Origin of the sequence: Sporosarcina sp. P18a (assembly GCF_002743135.1) — a bacterium.
Classification (GTDB): domain Bacteria; phylum Bacillota; class Bacilli; order Bacillales_A; family Planococcaceae; genus Sporosarcina.
Genome location: NZ_PDYQ01000003.1, coordinates 303,448 through 327,266, shown reverse-complemented (window position 1 = coordinate 327,266; position 23,819 = coordinate 303,448). Strand labels below are relative to the sequence as shown.

Annotated in this window: 23 protein-coding genes; 15 read left to right on the top strand and 8 right to left on the bottom strand. The window is 42.0% G+C overall.

Going from position 1 to position 23,819, the window contains the following annotated elements:
- Positions 1-11 precede the first annotated feature (11 nt).
- From CSV75_RS11285 to CSV75_RS11265, 5 genes are all read left to right on the top strand, one after another.
- Positions 12-977, top strand: a complete 966-nt coding sequence (locus CSV75_RS11285; protein ID WP_099675897.1) for a FecCD family ABC transporter permease — start codon at positions 12-14, stop codon at positions 975-977.
- Positions 978-983: 6 nt separating this feature from the next.
- Positions 984-1,754 carry an ABC transporter ATP-binding protein gene (locus CSV75_RS11280; protein ID WP_099675896.1) on the top strand — a complete coding sequence of 257 codons (771 nt, stop codon included), beginning with the start codon at positions 984-986 and terminating at the stop codon, positions 1,752-1,754.
- An 11-nt stretch (positions 1,755-1,765) separates the two neighbouring features.
- Complete coding sequence (gene srtB / locus CSV75_RS11275) at positions 1,766-2,539, top strand: class B sortase (protein WP_099675895.1); 774 nt, start codon at positions 1,766-1,768, stop codon at positions 2,537-2,539.
- 109 nt (positions 2,540-2,648) lie between these two features.
- Positions 2,649-3,269 carry an NUDIX hydrolase gene (locus CSV75_RS11270; protein WP_099675894.1) on the top strand — a complete coding sequence of 207 codons (621 nt, stop codon included), beginning with the start codon at positions 2,649-2,651 and terminating at the stop codon, positions 3,267-3,269.
- A gap of 19 nt (positions 3,270-3,288) precedes the next feature.
- A complete protein-coding gene (locus CSV75_RS11265; RefSeq protein ID WP_099675893.1) occupies positions 3,289-4,038 on the top strand; it encodes an alpha/beta hydrolase in 750 nt (249 codons plus the stop codon).
- Between the two features lie 90 nt (positions 4,039-4,128).
- On the opposite strand, the gene CSV75_RS11260 is transcribed toward CSV75_RS11265, so the two are convergent.
- Positions 4,129-4,551, bottom strand: a complete 423-nt coding sequence (locus tag CSV75_RS11260) for an organic hydroperoxide resistance protein (protein WP_099675892.1) — start codon at positions 4,549-4,551, stop codon at positions 4,129-4,131.
- A gap of 161 nt (positions 4,552-4,712) precedes the next feature.
- Here CSV75_RS11260 and CSV75_RS11255 point away from each other — a divergent pair, with 161 nt between their 5' ends.
- Complete coding sequence (locus CSV75_RS11255; RefSeq protein WP_099675891.1) at positions 4,713-5,906, top strand: DUF4317 domain-containing protein; 1,194 nt, start codon at positions 4,713-4,715, stop codon at positions 5,904-5,906.
- Positions 5,907-6,152: 246 nt separating this feature from the next.
- Positions 6,153-7,664 carry a malate:quinone oxidoreductase gene (locus tag CSV75_RS11250; protein WP_099675890.1) on the top strand — a complete coding sequence of 504 codons (1,512 nt, stop codon included), beginning with the start codon at positions 6,153-6,155 and terminating at the stop codon, positions 7,662-7,664.
- Positions 7,665-7,729: 65 nt separating this feature from the next.
- On the opposite strand, the gene CSV75_RS11245 is transcribed toward CSV75_RS11250, so the two are convergent.
- The 4 genes from CSV75_RS11245 to CSV75_RS11230 all read right to left on the bottom strand — a co-directional run bounded on the left by CSV75_RS11245 (position 7,730) and on the right by CSV75_RS11230 (position 11,333).
- Positions 7,730-8,947 carry an NAD(P)/FAD-dependent oxidoreductase gene (locus CSV75_RS11245; protein WP_099675889.1) on the bottom strand — a complete coding sequence of 406 codons (1,218 nt, stop codon included), beginning with the start codon at positions 8,945-8,947 and terminating at the stop codon, positions 7,730-7,732.
- Positions 8,937-9,278, bottom strand: a complete 342-nt coding sequence (locus CSV75_RS11240; protein WP_099675888.1) for a (2Fe-2S)-binding protein — start codon at positions 9,276-9,278, stop codon at positions 8,937-8,939. Before CSV75_RS11240 ends, CSV75_RS11245 begins: the two co-directional genes overlap by 11 nt.
- Positions 9,275-9,544, bottom strand: coding sequence for a (2Fe-2S)-binding protein (locus tag CSV75_RS11235; protein ID WP_099635864.1), 270 nt, complete (start codon positions 9,542-9,544; stop codon positions 9,275-9,277). Before CSV75_RS11235 ends, CSV75_RS11240 begins: the two co-directional genes overlap by 4 nt.
- A gap of 67 nt (positions 9,545-9,611) precedes the next feature.
- Positions 9,612-11,333, bottom strand: coding sequence for a sigma-54 interaction domain-containing protein (locus CSV75_RS11230; RefSeq protein ID WP_233191652.1), 1,722 nt, complete (start codon positions 11,331-11,333; stop codon positions 9,612-9,614).
- A 297-nt stretch (positions 11,334-11,630) separates the two neighbouring features.
- Here CSV75_RS11230 and CSV75_RS11225 point away from each other — a divergent pair, with 297 nt between their 5' ends.
- From CSV75_RS11225 to CSV75_RS11200, 6 genes are read left to right on the top strand one after another with little or no spacing between them, the layout of a single operon-like run.
- A complete protein-coding gene (locus tag CSV75_RS11225; RefSeq protein ID WP_369825379.1) occupies positions 11,631-12,767 on the top strand; it encodes an NAD(P)/FAD-dependent oxidoreductase in 1,137 nt (378 codons plus the stop codon).
- Positions 12,764-13,783 (top strand): proline racemase family protein, encoded by a 1,020-nt coding sequence (locus CSV75_RS11220; RefSeq protein WP_099675887.1) that lies wholly within the window; start codon positions 12,764-12,766, stop codon positions 13,781-13,783. The genes CSV75_RS11225 and CSV75_RS11220 overlap by 4 nt, the downstream gene beginning before the upstream one ends.
- A gap of 15 nt (positions 13,784-13,798) precedes the next feature.
- Positions 13,799-14,704 carry a proline racemase family protein gene (locus CSV75_RS11215; RefSeq protein ID WP_099675886.1) on the top strand — a complete coding sequence of 302 codons (906 nt, stop codon included), beginning with the start codon at positions 13,799-13,801 and terminating at the stop codon, positions 14,702-14,704.
- Between the two features lie 35 nt (positions 14,705-14,739).
- Positions 14,740-16,185 (top strand): Na+/H+ antiporter NhaC, encoded by a 1,446-nt coding sequence (gene nhaC / locus CSV75_RS11210; protein WP_099675885.1) that lies wholly within the window; start codon positions 14,740-14,742, stop codon positions 16,183-16,185.
- A gap of 23 nt (positions 16,186-16,208) precedes the next feature.
- Entirely contained in the window at positions 16,209-17,138 is a 930-nt protein-coding gene (dapA, locus tag CSV75_RS11205; protein WP_099675884.1) for a 4-hydroxy-tetrahydrodipicolinate synthase, read from the top strand.
- Entirely contained in the window at positions 17,119-18,609 is a 1,491-nt protein-coding gene (locus CSV75_RS11200) for an aldehyde dehydrogenase family protein (protein ID WP_099675883.1), read from the top strand. The genes dapA and CSV75_RS11200 overlap by 20 nt, the downstream gene beginning before the upstream one ends.
- Positions 18,610-18,788: 179 nt before the next feature.
- On the opposite strand, the gene CSV75_RS11195 is transcribed toward CSV75_RS11200, so the two are convergent.
- Both CSV75_RS11195 and CSV75_RS11190 read right to left on the bottom strand, forming a co-directional pair.
- Positions 18,789-19,325: an ECF transporter S component gene (locus CSV75_RS11195; RefSeq protein WP_099675882.1), complete on the bottom strand. Its 537-nt coding sequence runs from the start codon at positions 19,323-19,325 to the stop codon at positions 18,789-18,791.
- A 544-nt stretch (positions 19,326-19,869) separates the two neighbouring features.
- Positions 19,870-20,595, bottom strand: a complete 726-nt coding sequence (locus tag CSV75_RS11190; RefSeq protein ID WP_483315691.1) for a TspO/MBR family protein — start codon at positions 20,593-20,595, stop codon at positions 19,870-19,872.
- 119 nt (positions 20,596-20,714) lie between these two features.
- Between CSV75_RS11190 and CSV75_RS11185 the strand changes: the two genes are divergently transcribed.
- Entirely contained in the window at positions 20,715-20,897 is a 183-nt protein-coding gene (locus tag CSV75_RS11185) for a DUF3427 domain-containing protein (RefSeq protein WP_099675881.1), read from the top strand.
- A 37-nt stretch (positions 20,898-20,934) separates the two neighbouring features.
- Here the strand turns inward: CSV75_RS11185 and CSV75_RS11180 are convergent, their stop codons facing one another.
- Positions 20,935-22,722 carry a multicopper oxidase family protein gene (locus CSV75_RS11180; protein WP_099675880.1) on the bottom strand — a complete coding sequence of 596 codons (1,788 nt, stop codon included), beginning with the start codon at positions 22,720-22,722 and terminating at the stop codon, positions 20,935-20,937.
- A 158-nt stretch (positions 22,723-22,880) separates the two neighbouring features.
- On the opposite strand from CSV75_RS11180, the gene CSV75_RS11175 reads away from it, so the two are divergent.
- On the top strand, positions 22,881-23,738 hold the full coding sequence (locus CSV75_RS11175) for a YitT family protein (RefSeq protein WP_099675879.1): 858 nt from the start codon (positions 22,881-22,883) through the stop codon (positions 23,736-23,738).
- Positions 23,739-23,819: the final 81 nt, after the last annotated feature.

Genomic DNA, 23,819 nt, shown 5'->3' with positions numbered 1-23,819 from the left:
GGAAGGCCATCATGAGAAAAAGAATTGCTAGTTATATAATCGTATCCCTGTTGCTTGTTGTAACCATCGTATATTCGGCTACGACAGGCAGTATTAAAATGGGGTTTTTCGAGTTTTTCAGCGCGCTCTTTGAACAAGGCAACAGTCAAATGGAAGCCATTCGTGATTTGCGTTTTCCACGGATGATTGTGGCGATATTTGCAGGCGCGGCATTGTCGGTTTCGGGTGTCTTGCTGCAGTCCGTTATGCGTAACCCCCTTGCGGATGCAGGGATTATCGGGATATCTTCCGGTGCGGCATTCGTGCAGTTATTCATTATTTCGCTCTTTCCGACACTTTTCTTCATGACGCCTTTATTTGCATTCATGGGTGGGGCGTTCGCTTGTTTTCTCGTCTTTGCACTATCGTGGAAATCCGGTCTTAGGCCGTTGAAATTAATTCTTGTAGGAATTGCAATTAATGCGATGTTTACGGGTGTCACCGAAGCATTTATCAGCTTTGGCGGTTCGTTGAACGTCTCAGCCTCAAGTGTTATCGGTTCGAATTTAACGATGCGTACGTGGAGTGATGTTTCGACCATTGCGACATACGGAACCATCGGACTGATTCTGGCGTTTGCCTTGTATAGCTGGTGTAATTTATTAGTACTACAGGATAAGACAGCAAAGAGTATTGGCTTCCATGTCGCGCGTGCCCGTTTAATCATTGCGGCAGTAGCTGTTTTACTAGCGGCCATTTCGGTCGTAGTGGCGGGTGTGATATCATTCGTTGGATTACTTGTACCGCATATTGCCCGCAGATTAGTTGGCTATGACCATAAGGTGCTTATACCGTTTACTGCACTTTTAGGGGCATTGATTATCTTGTTAGCTGACACGCTCGGTAGAACGATCGTGGCACCGCTTGAAATACCTGCTTCGACGCTAATGGCGATCATCGGCGGACCTTTCTTAATATTCTTACTGCGAAAAGAGTGACCTATTGTGGAAATAAAACGCATTATTGTATCGCATGATAATATAACGAATCATTTGGATGATGTCTCGACGTCCATTTCTAAAGGGAAAGTTACGACGATCATTGGGCCAAATGGTTGTGGAAAATCGACATTACTAAGTGTACTTTCTCGAAGTACTATGCCAACTTCAGGAACGGCATCACTGGAAAATCGTGATTTAGTGATGTTTAAGCCGAAAGAGTTTGCGAAGAAGTTAGCGATTGTTTATCAGCAGAATGAAGTGCCAAAAGATTTGACGATTGAAAAGTTGATCGGCTTCGGTCGGTTGCCTCATAAAACGTTATTGCAGAGGAACCAAGAAGAGGATCGCAAGGCTATAGATTGGGCATTATCCGTGACGAACCTGACCGACAAACGCCATAAGGACTTGGAAGCATTATCGGGTGGGGAGCGTCAGCGTGTATGGATTGCAATGGCATTGGCACAGCAATCAGAAATACTTTGCTTGGATGAGCCAACAACATACTTAGATATTTATTATCAAATTGAATTATTAGAGCTCGTGAAATCACTGAATAAAGATTATGGATTGACGATCGTCATGGTATTGCATGATATCAATCAGGCAATTCGGTACAGTGATGAGATCATTATGATGAAGAATGGTCAAATTATTGCGGAAGGGTCGCCACGTGACATCATTACAAAGGATGTCATCAAAGAAGTATATGGAGTCAACGCCGTCTTTAAAGAAGATGACGAATTAGGTCTTTATATGATGTCTCTTGGTATTTAGGAGGTAAGCGAATGAAGAAACGCCTGTCGAAACTGATGCCTTTCGTTTATCTAGCAATCTTTCTCTACTCGGGTTATTTACTCGTGCAGTATTTGTATACTTACGTGGAATCAGCCAGTTCGTTGAAGGAAACGCAACAGATGTATGAAGTGGCATTAGAAAACGCTGCCCAGGTTGCTGTAACAGGAGACGTCAAAGAAGAACCCTTGGAAGAAGGTTCGATACGTCCACAGTTTGAAGAGTTACATAAAGTAAATTCAGATATTGTGGGCTGGATTTCAGTAGAAGGTACCAATTTGCATAACCCCATCTTGCAGGCCGAAGACAACGACTTTTATTTGAATCGTAACTTCACACGGGAAAATAGTCGCGCAGGCAGTGTTTTCATGGATTACCGGAATGACATTAAGGATATGAGCCGCAACACGGTCCTCTATGGCCATGCGATGAGAAATGATACGATGTTCGGTAGCTTGAAGAAGTTTGGCGAGCAAGACTATGCAGACAAACACCCCATTATTTTCGTCGATACATTGTATGAAGGGTACGATATTGAAGTGTTTGCAGCATACGAAACGACGATTGACTTTTATTATATCGAAACCGATTTTCAGACGGACGAACAATTTTTGGAGTTTTTAGAGGAAATCGAATCACGTTCTCTGATTAATATGCCTGTTGAAGTAGGACTGGATGATCGGATTGTTACGCTGTCGACTTGCAATAACTCTGTGAATAGTAAAGATAAACGCTATGTAGTGCAGGGGAAATTAGTGAAGCGCTAATGTATATGGATGAAATGAGGAGTTGCTCTGACAGGGTAGCTCCTTTAATTTCTTTAACGATTCGTCTGGAAATGATACGATAGAGTAAAACGATGAGGTGGGGGACTTCATGGACTTGGAACAACTACAAAATAAATTGTATGAAAATAAATCTTTATTCATTGGGGAAGAGACTGCGTTCCGTTCCGCTATAATTATTCCGTTAGTAGAAGTGAAAGGGGAATGGCATGTACTATTTGAGGTGCGTGCTTTCACGATGAGGAAACAGCCGGGCGACATCAGTTTTCCCGGTGGCAAAATTGATATAACGGATGCATCGCCTATGGAAGCAGCTTTACGGGAGACGCACGAAGAGCTCGGGATTGATCCGAAGACGGTACAGATGATAGAAGAGTTAAGCCCGTATATTGCATCGCCTTCATTCGTCGTCTATCCGTTCGTTGCGGTCATTGATTATCAAGAAATCATTCGAAGTTATAATAAAGAAGAAGTGGAAGAGGTATTTACTATTCCGCTTAAGTGGCTGATGGAACATGAACCGTATATGCATTTGGTATCGATTGAAATAGCTCCGCCGGATAATTTCCCATTTGAAAAGATTATGAACGGAGACCAGTATAAATTCAGAAGTCATTCGCTTGAAGAATGGTTTTATGAATATGGTAATTATACAGTCTGGGGGCTGACGGCTAGAGTGTTAAAACATTTCATCGATATCGTGAAGAAATAAACTGGAATGAGGATCAAGTATGAAACAAAAGAGGACATGGAAGTTCAAGTTATTTATTGGGCTAGCTATTTTCCTGTTAATGATTGCGGTGGGTTTCTTCCTATTCGGTAGCTCTTATTATAAAGCGCAATCTTACGCTAAAGAAAAATTGCACTCAGATACAGATGTACTAGTTACGAATGGAAAAGAGCTAGTGTTTGAACCTACCTTAAATAAGAAAAACATAGGTTTTATTTTTTATCAGGGAGCAAAAGTAGAAGCTGAAGCATACGCGCCCATGGCTAAGGAGATTGCTAAACAAGGCTATACGGTAATCATTCCCCATTTGCCGCTCAAGATGGCCATCTTCTCACCTGACCGGGCAGATAAGGTGATACGTAATCACCCTGAAATAGACACATGGTTAATAGGAGGTCATTCCCTAGGCGGTGTGACGGCATCGGATTATGCATCCCGCCATGAAAAGATTTCTGCGCTCGTGTTACTAGCTTCTTATCCCGGAAGTCATACAGATTTGAGTGAAGCGTCGGTGGATGTACTGTCAATTTGGGCCAGTCATGATGAGGTGGCGGAAGCGAAAAAGATTAAGGCGGCTAAGTCTAGTATGCCGAATGATGCGAAGTTCATTGAGATAGTAGGGGGGAATCACGCAGGCTTTGGTGATTATGGCATGCAGAAGGGTGACGGTAAAGCAACTATATCGAATGAAGAGCAGATTATGAAGACATCTGCTGCGATTGTGAAATTAATTGAAGGCTTGGAAAAATAGAAAGTATCTTCTGCTGAATTAAAAGGCTGTGCTTGAGGTCGTGTCTTCACGATTTTCAGCACAGCCTATAGCGTTTTTTAGAATATAGAATTAAAGTACTGTTAGTGTCACTTCAATATTGCCCCTAGTGGCTTTGGAATACGGACAGACTTGGTGCGCTTTCTCTACTAGTTGTTCAAGCTGTGCCTTTTCAATGTCTGTACCTGTTACTTGTAATTCAACTTCTAGATGGAAACCGCCATCTGTTTCGTCTTTGCACAGGCTAACGTTTGAAGTGACTTCCGATGAAAATTGAACGCGTTCTTTGCTTGCGACAAGTTGAAGCGCACCGTCGAAACAAGCTGCGTAACCCGCAGCAAATAATTGCTCAGGGTTAGTAGAGTTCTCTAATTCTTTTGCTCTTTTCGTTCCAGGCATTGCTGTATCAAACTCTACTACTTTGTCGGAGGATACCACATGTCCTTCTCTCCCCCCACTAGCTGTTGCTGTGGATGTAAATAATTTTTCTGACATGAAATCACTACCCCTTGTCTGATTTTTAGTCTCACTCCATTGTGTACCCGAATATTGGATAATTATGTGTGAAAACTTTAATCTTTTATGCACGTGTATAGTGACGTCATCCAACGTAGTGAAAAAGTGTATGTAAATCAGTTAGGAAGTGGGAACACGAAATGAATAAAAATGATATTGCAGATATCCGTAAACGATTTAAATTAGATACCGATCTTTTGACGATCACTGACATTTACCATGTCTATGTTAGGCAGGAAAGCAGTGAGATTTACCATGAAGAAAGTCAGGCATTTGCTTTGCTTGACCGCGAGCAACAGGAACTGTTCATGACCAATTTTAAAAAGGTGCTTGGCGGTAAACTAGGTGTGAAGTTGTTTGAAGTGAAGTTTGAACGTCAGGATGAAGAGAGTCATGAAGATCACGCACAAAAACTATTGTATGAAGGATTGCAGGCGGAAGAAGCTGAAGAATGGAAAGAAGAGATGCAACATCTAGCACTAAAGATGGTGAAAGATGTCCAATATGAAAAAGATCTGGTCGTGACGTTTATTCGTGGTAACTACTTTAAGAAGACCAAGCGTAACAGTGAAGAATCTGAAATTGATATGCGAGATGAAGTGTTTACCACACCGTTTATCTTGTGCAGTATGAATCATACAGACTTGCCGAAGCGCTCCATTATATTTGACTTTCAAGAGCGTGAATTTAAATCGAATACGATGCTCGATCCAATCATTAATCTTGCTTCACCAATAGGTGGCTTTTTATTCCCTTGCTTTACAGACAATTCAGCTGATGTCAATCATGTACTATATGCCGCGGGTAAAGCGAATAAACCCGATTATGCGTTCATAGAGAATGTCCTGAATGGCGAAGAAGTGGTTACCGCTGCCGATGATAAAGCCGTTTTCGAGGAAATTGTAAAACAAGTAGTCGGTGGTGAAGTAGATACGGAAACACTAGGAAATGTATATGAAGCAATCTATCGATTAACTGTAGCGGATGAAGAAGAGGAAGAACCGGAAGAACCACCAGCAATTGATGCGAAGCAAGTAGAACGTGTGTTGAAAATGAGTGGTGTCGACTACGTCAATACAGAAGCAGTAGAAACGGCTTTTCAGACTGTAGTGGATGACACCTCTTATGAAATGAAAGCAACTCATATCGTACCAAGCTATACGTCGAAATCGATTAAGATCGAAACCAAAGTAGCAAACATCTCAATCAGTCCACAAGACTTGAAATACGTGAAACAAGTGAACTATGACGGCAAGCAATGTATTTTAATTGAGGTAGAAGAGGATACAATCATTGAAGGATTCAAAGTGATTTCGGAAGACTTATTGACATGAAACCAACCATTAATCTAATAAAAGTCATAAAACGGTTCAAAATTCCGACATATTCCCAGCTTTATCCTGACAAATAAACAAGTCCCTTTAAACCTCGTTATATTTGATGTATAATAGAACAGATAGTAGTAGATGTATGGTTAAACTGAGACAGAATAAATGCTCCTAGTACGCGCCATGTAGGCTGTGACGCCTTATTTAGGAACATTTACGTTTCTGTAAATTTCACATATAAGGAAGGTCAAAATGAGTAATAGACAAACTAAATCAGATGTTATATTAATTGGTGCCGGAATTATGAGTGCAACGCTAGGAACAATGCTAAAAGAATTAGCGCCTGACTGGAACATCTCGGTATTTGAGAAATTAGATAAAGCAGGGGAAGAGAGTTCGCATGAGATGAATAATGCGGGAACAGGACACGCAGCATTGTGTGAACTGAACTATACTTCCGAAAAGTCGGACGGGACTGTAGATATCACCAAAGCGGTTAAAGTAAATGAACAGTTCCAATTATCCATGCAGTTTTGGTCACATCTAGTAGAGAAAAATTTGATTAAAGACCCTGAGCAATTTATTATGCCACTGCCACACATGAGTCTTGTACAAGGTGAAGACAATGTGACGTATTTGAAGAAACGCTTTGAGGCTATGACAGCAAATCCACTATTCAAAGGAATGGAGTTTTCCGAAGATCCGGAAAAACTAAAAGAATGGATTCCGTTGATCATGAAAGACCGTGCTGTCGATGAAGCAATTGCTGCAACGAAAATTGACACGGGTACAGACGTAAACTTTGGTGCATTGACTCGTATGTTAATCGAGCATATGCAAAAAGTAGGCGTTGATGTAAACTACGGTCATCAAGTAGAAGATATCAAACGTACAAGTGATGGCGAATGGGAATTAAAAATAAAGAATAACAAAGATGGCAAGCTTGAATTCCATAAAACTAAATTTGTTTTCATTGGTGGCGGAGGCGGAAGTCTTCTATTGCTACAGAAAACAGGTATTCCTGAAAGTAAGCATATCGGTGGATTCCCGATCAGTGGTGTCTTCATGGTCTGTAAAAATCCAGACGTAATTGCAAAACATCACGCGAAAGTATACGGAAAAGCAAAAGTTGGTGCACCACCAATGTCTGTCCCACACTTGGATACTCGCTATATTGATGGCGAAAAGTCCTTACTATTCGGACCGTTCGCGGGCTTCTCACCGAAGTTCTTGAAAGAAGGATCCATGATGGACCTTATTGGTTCCGTGAAACCAAACAACCTTACGACAATGCTTGCATGTGGTGCAAAAAATCTGTCGTTGACTAAATACTTGGTAGAACAAGTAGTACAAACAAAAGAACAACGTATCAATGAACTGCGCGAGTTTATTCCTGACGCGAAAAGCGAAGATTGGGATCTATGGACTGCAGGTCAACGCGTGCAAGTCATCAAAGATACTCCAGAGGGCAAAGGTACGCTTCAATTTGGTACAGAGCTTGTAACGGATCAGGATGGTTCCATTGCAGCATTGCTTGGAGCTTCTCCAGGAGCATCAACTGCAGTAGCAGTTATGCTGGATCTGATTAACAAGTGCTTCCCGGAACAAGTAAGCGATTGGGAGCCAAAGTTGAAAGAAATGATTCCTTCATACGGAAAAGCATTAGCAGAGCATCCTGAATTATTGAAGGACATGCATGCTTCTACTTCCAAGATATTGAAGCTAACAGAAAATGAGCTGGAGAAAGAAACCGTTCATAGTTAATAGTGAAGATAGTGAAAAGCTCTACTGCGATGTATTTCGCAGTAGAGCTTTTTCGATTAGAAAAACTATGTTGTTACCACGGCATGGTATTCATCCCAATACCTCTTCAGCTTATTCTTACCTTGACCGATTTCAGGATGAAATTGAATGTAAGCATTCTCTCTCGTATGCTCGGTATCCCGTATCGAGGAAATTAAGTCATTTTCCAGTATGCCGTTCTCCAAGTCGTTGGAAATAGAGAGACCTGCAGTTTGTCCTTGGCTCATAGCAACTTTAGCTCCTTCAATACCCGTAATGTTCCCCGCTACATAAAGCCCGGGAAGGGTGGATTCCATGCGTTCGTTATGCAATGGGACATAGCCACCAAGTTCTTCTATGTGATAGAAAGGACATCCAGCGATAGCCGCTAATTCCGCTAGTGGATACAAACCACCGGCGATGCATACGAAATCTGCTCCAATGATCTCTTCGGTACCAGGAATCACTTCACCGGCTGCATTGATCGTGGAGATTTTCACACCTTCGACCTGTCCGTCACCAATGATTTCGGTGACTGCTTTTCGTAACATGATCGGTATATCCCACATTTTCACACCATTTTTAGGGAAAAATGTAATCCCAAGTTGTTTGAAGAAGTCATTTTTCATCAGTTTACTTCCCATTTTAATAAATGCAGAAGGAGCCATATGTGAAACGTGAAGAAGTGAATTCATAACTTCTAGTGGCTGTCCGAACTTTTCATTTACGGTATTGGAAACGGGCAATGTAATACAAGCGATATCAATATCCGCCATTTTCAGTTCCATTGCAATTGCCGATGATAAAACATTCACTCCGATAATGACGCCACGATCTCCGGGTTTGACGCGATGCACATTGGTCATAACTTGTGCAGCTCCGACTGACATGACACCTGGAAGCGTCCAACCTTTAATGGGAAGAGGATTCTCTGCTGCGCCTGTCGCTAGCAGTAAATGAGTAGTTTCATAAATGTCTACATCTGTATGAACACTCCAAATTGCGTCCTGGAACACGATGTTAGAGACGGGTGTGTGAAGCTTGATATCGACACCCAGTTCCTTAGCTCGTTGATGCAGTTTATTGGATTCTACGATACCGTTCCACCAATTGCCGTTAGGTTCTTCGTATAGTTGGCCAAGTAATCTTCCACCGGGTTTCATGTATTCATCGATAACCATTACACTGTGACCGCGTGACGCAATCGTGATGGCCGCAGTTAATCCTGCTGGTCCCGCACCGATAATGATAGTTTTATTTTCCATGATTGGCCCTCCAATCTCGCACATCAGTCAGTAGCTTACCACCGCTTGAAACTTTCATCCCTTGTGTAATAGGCGTTAGACAAGCCCGTTCGCCTTGTACGCCATCCACGGTTACTCGGCATTCAAAGCAGTGACCAATATTGCAGTAAATCCCTCTAGGGGAACCGCTTTCTTCGTGATGGCGCAACGTTCTAATCCCGTTGGCTAGCAGGGCAGCGGCAATAGATTCGTCTTGAAGCGCTTTGTATTCTATATCATTGAATGTAAATGTGATGCTTTGTGATTCGTCTAAAGTTCCGAGTACCGGGTGCTTGAGGATACGCTGACTCATTCAAACACCTCCCCTAATTTTCCAAAACTTACGGGTCTGATTGGTGGTTGATATTTTAAGGTGATTTGAGATTCATCCCGTTCTGTACTTTCGAGCGCTATGCTATCTACGGCGTTGCGGCAAGTTCTTCCTCCGCAATAGCCCATGCCTGCGCGCGTGCGTAATTTAAGTTCTCTCGGCGTGCATTGAAATCGTTTTGCTGTTTCTTTTAAATCGGAGTAAGTAACTTCTTCGCATCTGCAAATAATTATATCTTTTTCGGACATATATGTTCACTCCTTGCTAGTTTACTGCTTAACTAATATGCAAGAATCATGCCAATGAAAGAGGCTTTTAGAAAGGTATGTCTAATTTGTGCATTTTATTGTATAGAGTGGCACGGGTGATTTCTAGGTTTTTTGCACACTGTAGCTTATTACCGTTTGCCTTTTCCAACTCCTGCACAATCAACTTGCGTTCAAAGTTCTGCATCTGTTCCGTGAGTGATGAACTTTCCGTTTGAACAGGTTTTGTCATATGGATTGCGGGTAGCGAGTTGGTGTTTTCAATGACTTCAGAAGGGAGGTCATGAACATTGACGAGACCTTTATCAGAGAATACAACTAGGCGCTCAATGGCATTGCGGAGTTCTCGAATATTTCCCGGCCAATTATGTTGTAAAAGAGCTTGCATTACTACTTGCGAAATACTGTTGATCTGCCGGTTGTACTTAATGGAGAATTCATAAAGGAAATAATGTGTCAATTCTATGATATCCTCGGCCCTTTCGCGTAATGCAGGGATTTTCACGTTGACAACATTCAAGCGATAATACAAGTCCTCCCTGAAAGAACCTTCGCTTACAAGCTCCCTTAAGTCACGATTGGTTGCGGCCACAATGCGGAAGTCTGCCTCAATCTCTTTTGTACCGCCCACTGAATAGTATCTCCGCTCTTGAAGGACCCGTAGGAATTTCACCTGCATATCGAGCGGCATTTCTCCTACTTCATCTAATAGAAGAGTACCGCCCCTGGCTAATTCGATCTTTCCCTTTTTCCCTCGCTGGTCAGCGCCTGAAAATGCTCCCTTTTCATAACCAAATATTTCACTTTCAAATAGGCTCTCGGGAATTGCCCCGCAGTTTATAGCGACGAATGGTGCGTTCTGCGATTCTCTTAGATTATGGATAGCTTTTGCGAACAGTTCCTTCCCCACACCGCTCTCTCCGTATAGCAATATGCTGGCATCCGTAGTAGCCGCCTTTTTGGTCATATCAATTGTCTGCTTTAGCTTATCGCTGTTTCCTTTTATATAATCGAAAGGACTGTGGCTGGATGCGCTTTTCCGCATCTCTTCCTCAAGCAGGAACAGTTTTTCGGAAGTCGCGTACAACTCTTCATTCATCCGAATCTGGCTCGTTATATCGGTTTCTGATACGACAGCACCGATGATACGATCCCTATGATAAATAGGGTTGGAGTTGATTAGCACTACGAGATCCTTGCGTGCATGATGCTGCGAATGACGCACTGAAGAACCATTTTGTAGTGTATGTAGTATCTCTAGGTGCTTCGTATCAAAAAAGTCTGTAATGGGTTTACCTATTACGTCTTGTTCTTTGAGAGAGAATAAAGACTCCGCTCCTTTGGTCCAGTACAATACATTGGCGTCTTGATCAATTACGGTACAAGATTCGTCGATAGTCTGAAGGACGGTCTGCAAATACGCCAACGTCTTTTCATGTTGTTCTATTAACTTATCAATAAATTGTTCAGCTTTTATATACCCTGTAATTTCACCATACGTGTCACGACATACTAAGAATTCACCATGGGAAAGTTTCACGGATACTTCACTGATTGGAATATCTATAGATAGGATTGGTGCGTTTGCGTAGCGGAGTTGATTTTTGTGCAAACGTACATGCCAGTAGTCTTGTGCTTGTTTAATAAACAGCTGTGTAGATGGAGAGCTTATCAAATGTTTTTCAATAGTTTCTTCATTTGTATTTCCGTTCATGATAAGAAAGTCTTTTTTCATAATGTCTGTAATAAAGTCCTGAATATATTTCAACATTTTGGTCACTCCAGTGTCAGTTTTTTTTACAGTGTATAAAATACTTTACGCGACTTGTCTGACAATTCAATAGTTACAGCGAACCGCCTTCTAAAAGTATAGTAGTTATAGAAGATTCCGTAAATAGAAAGCGCTACCATTCCATAAGGTTTTTATCGGTAATGAACTGTCACGTAATTGTTGAATCATAAATTTGGCATGGTTCTTGCATTATATAAAAGTGAATAGGCAATCGAGAGGAGGAATCCTGTGAAGGGAATACAACATAGCGATATCGTTGTGATTGGTGGGGGAATTATGGGAGCCGCCATTGCGTACTACGGTTCTAAAGCGGGCTTAGAAATTACGGTGCTTGAAAAGAATGAACTGGCGAGTGGTACTTCCTCAAAATGTGATGGAAACATACTGGCGATTGATAAAGATCCCGGTTTCGACAGTCAAATGTCTTTAAAGAGTCAGGAACTGGTTCATCAATTAGATAAAGACTTGGAGCTTTCATTTGAATATCGAAATCCAGGAAGTATTTTAGTTTGTGAGAATGATGCAGAGATGGAAGCCGCAAATCAATGGGTATCAAAGCAAGTAGAAGCGGGCTTGAGCTTCAAGATGCTGGACCGTCAAGATTTACGAAATGAATCAAAGTATTTTGCAGATGACTTATACGGCGGATTGGAATGTAAGACAGATTCTACCGTTAATCCCTATATGATGACATTTTCCATGTTTCACAGTGCTGAAAAGCAAGGGGCAATCATTCATAAAAACACGGAAGTAACGAGTATGTCACGCAATGTTTCAGGTGAGTTTTTAATAGAGACGACTAGAGGGCAATTTACTGCCAAGCGTGTAGTGAATGCGGCGGGTGTCTGGGCACCGGTGATTGGTCAGATGCTAGATTTGTCTATACCCATTGTACCTAGAAAAGGGCAACTAATTGTCGCATCTAGACAACAGCCTGTCGGATTACGAAAAGTCATGGAGTTCGGCTACTTAATCTCAAAGTTTGGTGGTGAACGTTCTGTAGATCCATTGACGGAAAAGTATGGCGTGGCATTGGTCTTTGAACCAACGGAAGCACAGAACTTTTTAATTGGTAGCAGTCGTGAATTTGTTGGATTCAATACAAAAGTAGATTATAAAGTGATTCGGCAAATCGCCAAACGTGCATTGCGCTTCTATCCTCAGATGGCCGATATGACTGTCATTCGCACGTATGCAGGCTTACGTCCGTGGACAGAAGATCATTTGCCGATTATCTCGAGAGTCGATTATATCCCTGGTTATTATATTGCGGCGGGTCATGAAGGTGATGGAATCAGCCTAGCAGCAGTTACAGGTAAGTTAATAGAAGAAATGTTGAACGATAAGGAAACTTGCATACCTATTGAACAGTTAAGTCTCGATCGTTTTCGACAGGGGGTTGTGCATGCATGAAGTATCAACGAGTATTTACGACACTAGATACGCACACCGGGGGTAATCCAACCCGTACGTTAATTAGTGGCATGCCTCCACTACAGGGCAATACGATGTCTGAAAAAATGCTTTACATGCAGAGAGAGTATGACTGGATACGAAGGTTCCTAATGAATGAACCGCGTGGACATGGTGTTATGTCGGGAGCAATTATGACGGATCCCTGTCATCCCGATGCAGATGTGGGTGTCATTTATATTGAAACGGGAGGCTATTTGCCGATGTGCGGGCATGACACGATTGGCTTTTGCACTGCACTGATTGAAACCGGCATGATAGAAGTGAGAGAGCCTTACACTATGATCAAAGTAGATACACCGGCTGGTTTAGTGGATGTTACGGTAAAAGTGGAAAAAGGTGTGGCGAAGGAAGTTACGTTCGTCAATGTCCCTTCTTTCTTATTGAAAACAGTAGAGTTGGATGTAGAAGATGTGGGTCATGTCGTTTGTGAAATTGCTTACGGCGGTAACTTCTATGGCATTGTTGATGCCCGGAAGCTAGATCTTCAGCTGACGGAAGAAAATGGAGCATCGCTCATTAGTAAAGGAATCAAGATTCGTAACGCAATCAATGCAACAGAGGAAATTATTCATCCCGAGTTTCCTTTCATTAATGGGTTGACACATATCGAATTTTATACTGATCCCACTCATCCAGAAGCGGATTTAAAAAATACGGTCATCGTACCGCCTGGCGGCATCGACCGTTCACCATGCGGCACGGGAACGTCTGCAAAACTTGCGACATTGCATAGTAAAAATGAGTTGAAAGTAGATGAACGTTTTGTCTATGAAAGTATCGTCGGAACACTCTTTACAGCGCGTATTCTAGAAGAGGTAACGGTAGGTGGTGTTGCGGGAGTCATTCCTGAGGTAACCGGTTCTGCATGGATCATGGGCATGCACCGCTTTTACTACAACGAAAAAGATCCTTTGCGGGAAGGGTACCTTCTCATTCCGCCAATGGATCATTGAAGGTGGGAAAACTGAATGATTCTACAAAAGATGTTCCGTACGATGGACACACAGGTATTTGGAGAGGCGTACCGTATCATTGTGCATTCACCTTTTTACTTTGAAGGCCTGGATACGCAGAGTAATCAAAAGAAGTTAGAAAATCACTTTAATGCCGAAAAGAATTTACTGTTAAATGAACCCCGCGGACACCGTGGAATGAACGGTTGTATCGTAGGTCCTTCAGCCAATGCAGATTATCAGTTGTTGTTTCTTCATCATCAGGAAGCGATCGGTTTTAAATACGAATCACTACTTGCCACTACGGCTGCACTGCTTGAAATAGGGCATTTGCAACAGAAGGAAGATGGACAATATACAGTGGAAACCGTTCATGGTGTATGGCATGTAAAAGTGGCGGTAGAGCAACAGGAAGTAATCGATGTGAAGATGGAAGTAGCAGAAGGAAAAATGCTGGTGAGTGATTCCGAAGCTTCTTGCGTGGAGCTATCAAGTGGTCACAGGTTCTATGTGTATCCGTTGCCCATTACTATTGAATCTCTTCAATTGGGACAACTGTCAGAGATTATGGAGTGGGGAGCAATACAGGTAAAAGAGCTGAAGTCACAACAGAAAGCTTTTGATGGCATTATCTTGCAGGAGCAACTTGCAGATTACGAGTATCGATCAGTTACGTTTGAACAGGACGGCTATATCCTACGCTCGCCAGGTATAGAAAGTACCATCGCTTTAGCAGTAAAAGAGCAACGCACTATAAATACATTGAGCAATCAGAGTATTTTCGAAAGCAAAATTGAGATTCAATCTGTGCCAGGCGACAGGGGAATTTTCTCGGTGAAGGGCGTGCCTTACATAACAGGTTCGCATGAATTCATTCTTGACCCTGAAGACCCATTACCAAAAGGATTTATCTTAGCTTAAAAGCCACGTCTAGTAAAACCACAGGGGGTTTTAAAATGGAGAAGAGATTACCCAGCTTGGCCGAAGTATTGTTTGTGCTAATCGGATTTGGAGCAATTATGGTGACATTTATTGTCGTATTCGGCATTTCCATTCATCTGGCGCTCTTGACGACTTGGTTCCTGATTATAGGCTTAGGATTAAAGATTGGTTATAGCTATAAGCAAATGCAAGATGGTTTATTGAGTGGTGTCAATGATGGTCTGGAAGCTATCATCGTTCTGACTTCGGTGGGTGCGTTAATTGGTACCTGGATTGCGGGCGGTATTGTTCCTTCGATTATCTATTACGGATTATCAGTCATTAACCCAAGTATTTTCTTATTGGCTGCTTTCATTATTTGTACGGTAACATCGATTGCTACAGGAACTTCATTCGGATCTGCAGGTACTGCCGGTATTGCCATGATGGCGATTGGTGCAAGTTTCGGATTCCCATTACCACTTGTTGCAGGTGCCGTTATTTCGGGTTGCTATGTAGGAGATAAAATGTCGCCGCTTTCCGACACAACGGTTATGACAGCATCACTGTCAAAGGTTGATCTCATCGATCATATTAAATCGATGTTTACAGTCGCGCTGCCAGCGTGGATTATTTCAGCTGTCTTGTTCTTAGTTGTTGGACTCTTCTACAAAGGGAGCGGTGATCTATCAGCGGCATTGAACACAATGGATTCATTAGAAGAGTATTTCAATATAAGCTGGTATATGTTGGTCCCGGCGGCAGTAGTTATTTTGTTGTTGATATTCAAAATGCCTTCTATTCCTGTTATTTTGTTTGGTGCATTTTTAGGAACAATATGGGCTTTTTTGTTCCAAGGCGCGACGTTCCTCGAGGCATTCAATATTATGTATGCAGGTAACACGATTGAATCAGGCGTACCATTTATCGATAATTTATTAAATCGTGGTGGGATTGTCTTTATGTTAGATGTAATTGCATTGATCATTTTTGCTCTAGGTGTAGGTGGATTGATGGAGCGAATTGGTGTATTGCGTGCAGTAGGAAATTATCTTGGCAAATGGGCAAACAATCCTGGTAAAGCAACGGTAACGACTTTGTTGGCAGGTCTTCTCGGTAACGCATTCGGTGGAGCGTATGTTTCATTGATTACGGCTACTAAAATTACTGGAGAGAACTACGATAAATTGAACATCGACCGCAAGGTGCTTTCAAGGAACTCTGAAGCCGGTGGAACTGTCACTACGGCCATGGTTCCCTGGTCGGATGGCGGTGTATTTATGGCCGCAGCACTCGGAGTATCCACAATGAGTTATCTGCCATTCTTATGGTTTAACTTTTTAGTCCTCATCATCTCGCTTATTTACGGGTTTACAGGTAAATTTATTTGGCGGACCCAGCCTGGCGAGCAAACGCAAGAGCTTGAGGGTGAAACAAGTAGCGTAAGCAGTATAAGTGAAATAGGAAATGTAACTAACTAAAACACTAATTGGAGGAATTTAAAATGACAGAAGTAAAAGGTATCTTTCCAGTATTGGTAACACCGATGTTAAATCAGAAAGAGATTGATTGGGACGGATTCCGTAACAATATTGAGCATTTTATCGGAGAAGGCGTTAATGGAATTGCGATTAATGGAAGTACAGGAGAATTCGTAAGTTTAACGAAAGAAGAGCGTTTCAAAGCAGTAGAAGTAGCAGTGGAACAAGTCAATGGTCGCGTTCCGTTGATCGTGGGCACAGCAGCAGAAACAACGGCGGATGCAATTGAATATACACAGCAGGCGGAAAAAGCAGGTGCACACACTGCACTTTTGATTAACTCTTATTATGCTCATCCAAAAGAAGACGAAATCTACGAGCATTTCAAAGCAGTAGCTGAATCCGTTAAAATACCAGTTATGATTTACAACAACCCGTTCACGTCTGGCGTAGACATCAGCACAGAAACGATTCTGCGCGTAGGTCGCGACGTAAAAAACATTACACATATTAAAGAATCCAGCGGTGGAATCGGTAAAGCGCGCGATATTGCACGTCAAGGTGAAGGATTCCTAAAAGTATTCTGCGGTTCAGAAGACTTGGCGATTGAATCATTCTTGGTTGGCGCAACAGGATGGATTTCCGTTTCAGGAAACATCGTACCGGGTCATGTTATGAAATTGTACAATGCATTGCAGGACGGAAATATGGATGAAGCGTGGAAGTTATATGATGAATTACTGCCGTTGTGTGAGTTCCTTGAAGGTTCGGGTAAGTATGTACAAATCGCAAAACGCGCAATGGAGCTTAAAGGCTGTGCAGGAGGACCTTGCCGTCTGCCGCGTCTCCCATTAAACGAAGAAGAAGATCAAAAGCTAAAAGATTTGATGGATGGACTTGGCGTACTGAAGAAAGAATTGGAGGTAGCTTCGAATGCTGAAAGTAAATTATGAACTAAAACCTAAAGTACAGGAGTTTTTAAGAAATACAAAAGGTCTCTATATCAATGGAAAGTATGTAGAAGCGAAGAGCGGGAAAACTTTTGACGTAGTTGATCCCGCAACGGAAGAAGTCATCGCCAAAGTAAGTGAAGCACAGCCTGAAGATGTAGATACTGCGGTAGAAGCTGCTCGTAAAGCATTCGATGAAGGGGAATGGACAAAGATGGACGCAGCAACTCGTTCACACTTGATCTATAAATTTGCAGATTTACTTGACGAGAACCGTGAAGAACTGGCACAGCTTGAAGCGTTAGACAACGGGAAACCATACGAGGTGGCATTGGCAGACGACGTAGACGGAACTGTACAACATTTCCGTTACTATGCAGGCTGGGCAACGAAGATCACTGGACAAACTGTTCAAGTATCGCCTGATTACCTGAACTATATCGTGCATGAGCCGGTTGGCGTGGTAGGGCAAGTAATCCCTTGGAACTTCCCTCTAGCGATGGCAGCGTGGAAGCTTGGATCTGCACTTGCAGTAGGTTGTACAGTAGTCATCAAACCGGCAAGTGAAACACCATTATCGTTACTTTATGCAGCTCGCCTGTTTAAAGAAGCCGGCTTCCCTGACGGTGTTGTTAACGTGTTGCCAGGTGCTGGAAGTGTAGCAGGTAATGCTTTAATCACACATGAAAAGGTAGATAAGGTGGCATTTACAGGATCTACTGCAGTAGGGAAACAAGTAATGAAATCTGCTGCAGATCAGTTGAAAGGTATTACACTTGAGCTTGGTGGAAAATCACCTTCTATTGTATTGGAAGATGCGGATGTGGAAGAAGCTATCGAAGGCGTATTTGCGGGAACTATGTATAACCATGGACAAAACTGTAGTGCGTGTACTCGCGCATATATCCATCGCAGCCTGTATGATCAATTTGTTGAAGCGCTAGCCGCTAAAGCGAAGGCGTTGAAAGTCGGACCTGGAATGGATCCATCTACGGAAATGGGGCCGCTCGTATCTGCTAAGCAACAGAAAACGGTATTGGAATATATCCAAAAAGGGAAAGAAGAAGGAGCACGTCTAGTAGCTGGAGGCGGGAAAGCGCATGAAAGAGGTTTCTTTGTACAACCAACAGTGTTTGCGGATGTGGAAGATCATATGACGATCGCTCGTGAAGAGATCTTTGGCCCTGTTTTATCACTATTCGTCTTTGATACGGTAGAAGAGGTAATCCAGCGTGCGAATGATAGTGAATATGGCTTGGCGGCAAGTGTTTGGACAGAAAATGTCAAAAAAGCACATTATATCGCAAGTAAGTTGCAGTCTGGTACTGTATGGATTAATGACTTCGGTCTTGAGTGGGAGACTATGCCATTCGGTGGTTATAAGCAATCGGGCATTGGCCGCGAAATGGGCGGAGAATACGGCTTAGCGAATTACACGGAAGTGAAAAGTGTATTCGTAAATATGAAGCAGTAATAGAAATAACCTGTCCGGGAGACCAAAATCTCTCGGACAGGTTATTTTTTTGTCACGAACTACTGTTTCCATACTCATGTATGTAAATAGTATACGACACTAAACGACTAATCAATTGGACTTTGGGGGATTTTGAATTAATGGCAGCGTGTGAGATACCGTGGATTTCAACTGTATATTTACTTGAACATTGAAACCTTTTTTAACATGGCACAGACAGGAACGGCAATGGCGATTCCTACTGCACATTGGACCAGGTCGCCTGGAATGGAAGCAAGCGGGATGATCAAACTGTGATATAGAATACTCTCTCCGATATAATAGCCAGCAATAGTGAATGGTATGGATGCTAGCATGGCGATCAAATTGAATTTAAAGCTTGTCCCTTTACGACCGTTTGACCAAGCGATTTTACCTACAATATAACCTTGCAGGCCGCGTGTCAGGATAGTGATAGGTGCCCATAAAGCCCATCCGCTGACGAGGTCGAACAAGCCCATTCCAACAGCTCCAGCAATCATACCTTTCTTCGGTCCGAATAAAATGGAGACAATGAACAACATGGAAGTGCCGAGGTGAATTAGTCCGCCGTTTCCAAGAGGTAGTTTAATATTAAGTAAAAGAGTAGCGACGAATACGAGTGACGCAAGCATGGATGTCAGTATTAGATCAAACGTCTTCGTTCGTTGTCCTGGATAGCTATGTGTTTTTTGCATGGCCTGAACCTTCCTCACGTATAAAAGTAGTAAATTTAGAATAAAGGAAATCTGATACTTTAAAAAGAGTCAATTTATAATAAGTTTAAGTGGTCAGGGCAAAGACTTTTCACATAGTTTTAAAAAACACTGGCTCTTTAGTTGTGGAATTTTTTATTGGATATATCTTCTCGAACTATATGTTATTTGACAATAGAAGTGGGGAGATGAAGAAAATGATAAAAGTACACGAAATTGGTGCAGGCAGGACAAGGTTAGACAACACCAATTAACTCTGACGCGCAGAGGGTTTAATAGAGTTTTTTAAAGGGGATTTATAGCCGGAAGCATGGTTGATGTCATAACTTGAATCAATTGTTCCCTAGCAAAGTATATCGGTTGACGTGTGCAACGTTTTAATTATCCCCGATTGGACAGGCTGTTAAAAACATCACGATAAGTTTTTGTAGTAGTATGTAAGTATTGGGTATTGTATGATAACACGACCTGATGGCATGATTATTTGACGCAAAGGAAGAGGCAATAGCCTGCTCCTTTGCGCTTTTTATTTGCGAAGCTTTTTTGCTGCAACGAGTACAATAGTCAAAACTATGAGCACCAAACAGATTAAGATAGATAAGATAATAGAAGGATACTCTCCATTAAATCCACTTTCTGAAGTGTGCTTAGAATATATCCCGTAATATGCCCAAATCAATACAAGTGCGTAGGCTATATCCTGGCGTCGAATCGTTGTTAGAATTCCGATAGCAGCTCCGACGAATAAAATGATAATCGTCCATGTGACGTCAGATAAACCCAATCTGTCCCACTCAATAGAAACGAGAAAAGCGGTAATGTTTGCAATCGTAGCGATAGTAATCCATCCGAAATAGATGCTGAACGGAAGTTTTATGAAGAACGCTTCTCTTCTAGTCAGCGAAGCATTAAATGTGAGGGTATTGATTCTTATTAATGTCAGCAACATGAGTAACATGACTATAACGGAAAGTAACAGATATTCATAATGCCATAAGAAAATCCACGATGCATTCAATACAGAAGAGATACAGAACCATATGCCTACTTGACTTAGAAGTTGTGGATTTTTATTCTTTTGGAAAAAGCCTAGTTGATAGATGACATGAAATAATAACAGTAAGTAGATCAGACTCCAAATAGAAAACGTAAATCCTGCCGGAGCAAATAGATTTCCGTATTTATCCGATAGCTCACCAGTCGTTTGTCCATTTAGAGGAAGGATATTGGCCAATGCGTTAGCTGTGATCATGATTGCGTAGGTGATAACAATAGCTATGCGTAACAGCACAGAAGTTTTCTTTTGTTTCATTTCCACACCTCCACTTTGTTTCATTATAGTGTAGTCCATAGTTAAGTATTCCTGATTTAATGCAGAGTGAAACATGGGAAGCCTTCTTCATTTACTTGGGTAAAGGTCTACCTGATCAAGAAAGCATTGTAGAAGACTATATGATAGATGGTAAAGGGAAGCGTTTGCCTGTTGTCCATATGAACATGGTGATGGAACACCCAGTAGAAAATACACTCTATGATTATTTGATAGAAGCTTAAATCCCCACGAGATATAATCTCGTGGGGTTCTTTTCCTTCATTCACATTCACAACGATACGTCTCGGAACAAGGAGGGCACGTAGGACACTTTTTATGACGACGTTCTTCTTTCGATGGGTGATTGGATTTCTTTTTCTTACAAGTACATGACTTTTTACATGTACATTTGCCGCGACATGTACACTTCTTCTTGCATTCACATTTACGTTTTGGTTTATGTTCCTTGCATATGCAGTTATTTTTGCAACTACATTTGCGCTCCACTACTTCGAATTGTCGCATCATGTCATGATCTTCATGTTCTAAAATATGACAATGAAGCATGTAGCGACCGGTGAATGGAGCAAAACGCATAATGACTCGTGTCACAAATCCAGGCGGAGATTGAACGACGTCTTTCCAGCCTCGTTCATTGACGTCAGGTTGTACAGGAGGACCCGTGAAACTAAGTAAGCCATTCGCCGTGAAGCCTTGGGCGTCAAATGGGATGCGGTCGAGAATCTGGAATTGAATCAAGTGGATGTGTATGGGATGCGTTGCGCCAGCCGTGTTGATGATGCGCCAGATCTCTGTATCATTCAGTTTAGGCTTGAAATCGATTCGTTCCATGAAACCTTTATTATTAAACAAGAACTTTAAACGGCCATACTCATCGATGTCTGCATCCAATGTAATGTCGCGTGTTTGAGCGGCGTCGCATTCCCGTAGTTTAGGTATGTTGCTGAGTATAGCGGGAACTTTGCTTGTATCTGGTCCTGTTAATTCAACCACTCTAAACTGCATAATCTGTCCATCGGTTTCAGGGTCAGGGAGAGTGCCTATTGGAGGTGGGAAATCAAACGGTATGGCAGCCGTATTTTCTAAAACAATCGTATCATCGGGTGCCAGTTTAGAGAAATCAATAATTACATCCATCCGTTCAGCGGGTGCAATCGTTAACGCATCCATATAAACAGGTGTTTCCAATAACCCACCATCTGAGCCGATTTGTATGATTTTTTGACCGTTTGATAAGTTCATTTTGTAAAAGCGTTCATTTGAAGCGTTCAATATGCGGAATCGGTACTTTCTTGGCTCTACTTCTAGGTATGGCCAGACCTTACCGTTCACTGTGATGTTTTCAAACGCTTCACCAGGTGTGACGGATGGATGTGGGAATGTCAATCCAGGCTGTACAGGTCCTGGCCTCACATTTGTTGTATCTGAATAAAATAAGGAGCCGTCTTCGTTAAAGCCACGATCAGCGATAATGAGTGGAATTTCATACGCCCCAGATGGGAGACTCAGTTTACGTTCTTCTTCATCGCGAATAATATACATTCCGATTAGACCGGCATAAACATTTAAACGCGTAATACCGACCGCATGATCATGGTACCAAAGTGTGGCGGCACGCTGATTATTATTATATTTATAAACGGGAGAGTCAAATACAGGACCTACTGTATGATAATTATTTGTAAACCATGCTTCAGGATGACCATCACATTCGGGTTCTACTTCCGCCCCGTGTAAATGTACGACTGTACGAACGTCTGGCATATGTTCACTTGAACCGTGCAGCGTCCTGTCAATGGGTAGGAAGTGTTTGTCGGGCAGTTCGTTTTTCCATTTGATATGTGCACACTCACCGCTGTTCACATTTACTAAAGGACCAGGGAATTGCCCTTCATATCCCCAAATCTTTGTGGGTGTCAACTCTGAATGGAATTCGTGGAAGAACTCCTTCATCCCAATTTCATAGTATGAGAGGCACTTATGCCTCTCAAGTGGAGTAAGGTATTGGGGGATAGGTAGTGGATCAATAAACGGTGTTAATTTCAATACATCGCTTCCTTCCAAGTGAATTTACTATCAAAACTAGTAGATGCATAGAAGGAATCACTTATGCCTACAAAATAAGGATAGGCTATTCATTGCTTACAATATGATGTAAAATAGCGAAAGTGCTTTTAGCTCATCAAGATAGGGAGGTTTTATAAATGAAGACCCGTTCACCGAGAAAAAAGCTACTGATTGAATATGTTTGGATTATGATCGGATCCATGTTAGTCGGTTTGGCTTTCAATATATTTTTCTTACCAGCAAGACTCGCAGCTGGGGGCGTGTCTGGTATTAGTACCATTCTGTATGAGATGTATGGATTTGAACCCGCCTTTGTGCAGTGGCTTATTAATATCCCGATATTTTTTATAGGTCTAGTGCTTCTTGGCAAGGATTTTAGTCTGAAAACATTAGTGGGAACGTTTTTTGTACCGCTAACCATTTGGCTGACTGCTGATATACCTTCAACGATTGACAATCCTTTATTGTCAGCAATCTATGGGGGAATTATGTTAGGAGTAGGGCTTGGCATAGTCTACCGGGGAAATGGATCGACTGGAGGACTTGCGACAGTAGCGCAGATTGTCAAGAAGTACACCGGTCTGTCTAGTGGGTATGCGCAATTATTCGTGGATGGATTGGTTGTGATTGCGTCCGCTATCGTATTTAATCTGGAGTTGGCATTATTTGCGATGATGGCGATTTTTGTGACGAGTAAGGTGATTGACTTTGTACAGTTACAAACATCTCAATCTAAACTAGTATTGATTATTACGGATCATGAAGAACATATCCAGACGATTATCAAGGAGAAGATTGATCGTGGATTGACTAAAGTTCGTTCGGTAGGTGGCTTTTCCAATCAGGAAAAGACCATGATTCTATGTGTGGTTGAGCAATCGGAAGCAATTTACTTGAAGAAGATCTTAAGAGAGGAAGAACCTCAGGCATTTGTCGTCTTTCTAAATGCTTCGGAAATTCTCGGTAGAGGATTTTCACTCGCAAAAGTATCCTGAAAAAGCTATCCTCGACACCAAGTGATGTCTAGGATAGCTTTTTTATGATCATACTGGCTCGTAGTTTGCTCTGCCACACCT

What these genes read in the sequence shown, in the direction of transcription:
- CSV75_RS11285 (WP_099675897.1), top strand. Translation starts at nt 12, where the DNA reads ATGAGAAAAAGAATTGCTAGTTATATAATCGTATCCCTGTTGCTTGTT.
- srtB (WP_099675895.1), top strand. Translation starts at nt 1,766, where the DNA reads ATGAAGAAACGCCTGTCGAAACTGATGCCTTTCGTTTATCTAGCAATC.
- CSV75_RS11270 (WP_099675894.1), top strand. Translation starts at nt 2,649, where the DNA reads ATGGACTTGGAACAACTACAAAATAAATTGTATGAAAATAAATCTTTA.
- CSV75_RS11265 (WP_099675893.1), top strand. Translation starts at nt 3,289, where the DNA reads ATGAAACAAAAGAGGACATGGAAGTTCAAGTTATTTATTGGGCTAGCT.
- CSV75_RS11260 (WP_099675892.1), bottom strand. Translation starts at nt 4,551, where the DNA reads ATGTCAGAAAAATTATTTACATCCACAGCAACAGCTAGTGGGGGGAGA.
- CSV75_RS11255 (WP_099675891.1), top strand. Translation starts at nt 4,713, where the DNA reads ATGAATAAAAATGATATTGCAGATATCCGTAAACGATTTAAATTAGAT.
- CSV75_RS11250 (WP_099675890.1), top strand. Translation starts at nt 6,153, where the DNA reads ATGAGTAATAGACAAACTAAATCAGATGTTATATTAATTGGTGCCGGA.
- CSV75_RS11245 (WP_099675889.1), bottom strand. Translation starts at nt 8,947, where the DNA reads ATGGAAAATAAAACTATCATTATCGGTGCGGGACCAGCAGGATTAACT.
- CSV75_RS11240 (WP_099675888.1), bottom strand. Translation starts at nt 9,278, where the DNA reads ATGAGTCAGCGTATCCTCAAGCACCCGGTACTCGGAACTTTAGACGAA.
- CSV75_RS11235 (WP_099635864.1), bottom strand. Translation starts at nt 9,544, where the DNA reads ATGTCCGAAAAAGATATAATTATTTGCAGATGCGAAGAAGTTACTTAC.
- CSV75_RS11230 (WP_233191652.1), bottom strand. Translation starts at nt 11,333, where the DNA reads ATGTTGAAATATATTCAGGACTTTATTACAGACATTATGAAAAAAGAC.
- CSV75_RS11225 (WP_369825379.1), top strand. Translation starts at nt 11,631, where the DNA reads ATGGGAGCCGCCATTGCGTACTACGGTTCTAAAGCGGGCTTAGAAATT.
- CSV75_RS11220 (WP_099675887.1), top strand. Translation starts at nt 12,764, where the DNA reads ATGAAGTATCAACGAGTATTTACGACACTAGATACGCACACCGGGGGT.
- CSV75_RS11215 (WP_099675886.1), top strand. Translation starts at nt 13,799, where the DNA reads ATGATTCTACAAAAGATGTTCCGTACGATGGACACACAGGTATTTGGA.
- nhaC (WP_099675885.1), top strand. Translation starts at nt 14,740, where the DNA reads ATGGAGAAGAGATTACCCAGCTTGGCCGAAGTATTGTTTGTGCTAATC.
- dapA (WP_099675884.1), top strand. Translation starts at nt 16,209, where the DNA reads ATGACAGAAGTAAAAGGTATCTTTCCAGTATTGGTAACACCGATGTTA.
- CSV75_RS11200 (WP_099675883.1), top strand. Translation starts at nt 17,119, where the DNA reads ATGCTGAAAGTAAATTATGAACTAAAACCTAAAGTACAGGAGTTTTTA.
- CSV75_RS11195 (WP_099675882.1), bottom strand. Translation starts at nt 19,325, where the DNA reads ATGCAAAAAACACATAGCTATCCAGGACAACGAACGAAGACGTTTGAT.
- CSV75_RS11190 (WP_483315691.1), bottom strand. Translation starts at nt 20,595, where the DNA reads ATGATCACAGCTAACGCATTGGCCAATATCCTTCCTCTAAATGGACAA.
- CSV75_RS11185 (WP_099675881.1), top strand. Translation starts at nt 20,715, where the DNA reads ATGCAGAGTGAAACATGGGAAGCCTTCTTCATTTACTTGGGTAAAGGT.
- CSV75_RS11175 (WP_099675879.1), top strand. Translation starts at nt 22,881, where the DNA reads ATGAAGACCCGTTCACCGAGAAAAAAGCTACTGATTGAATATGTTTGG.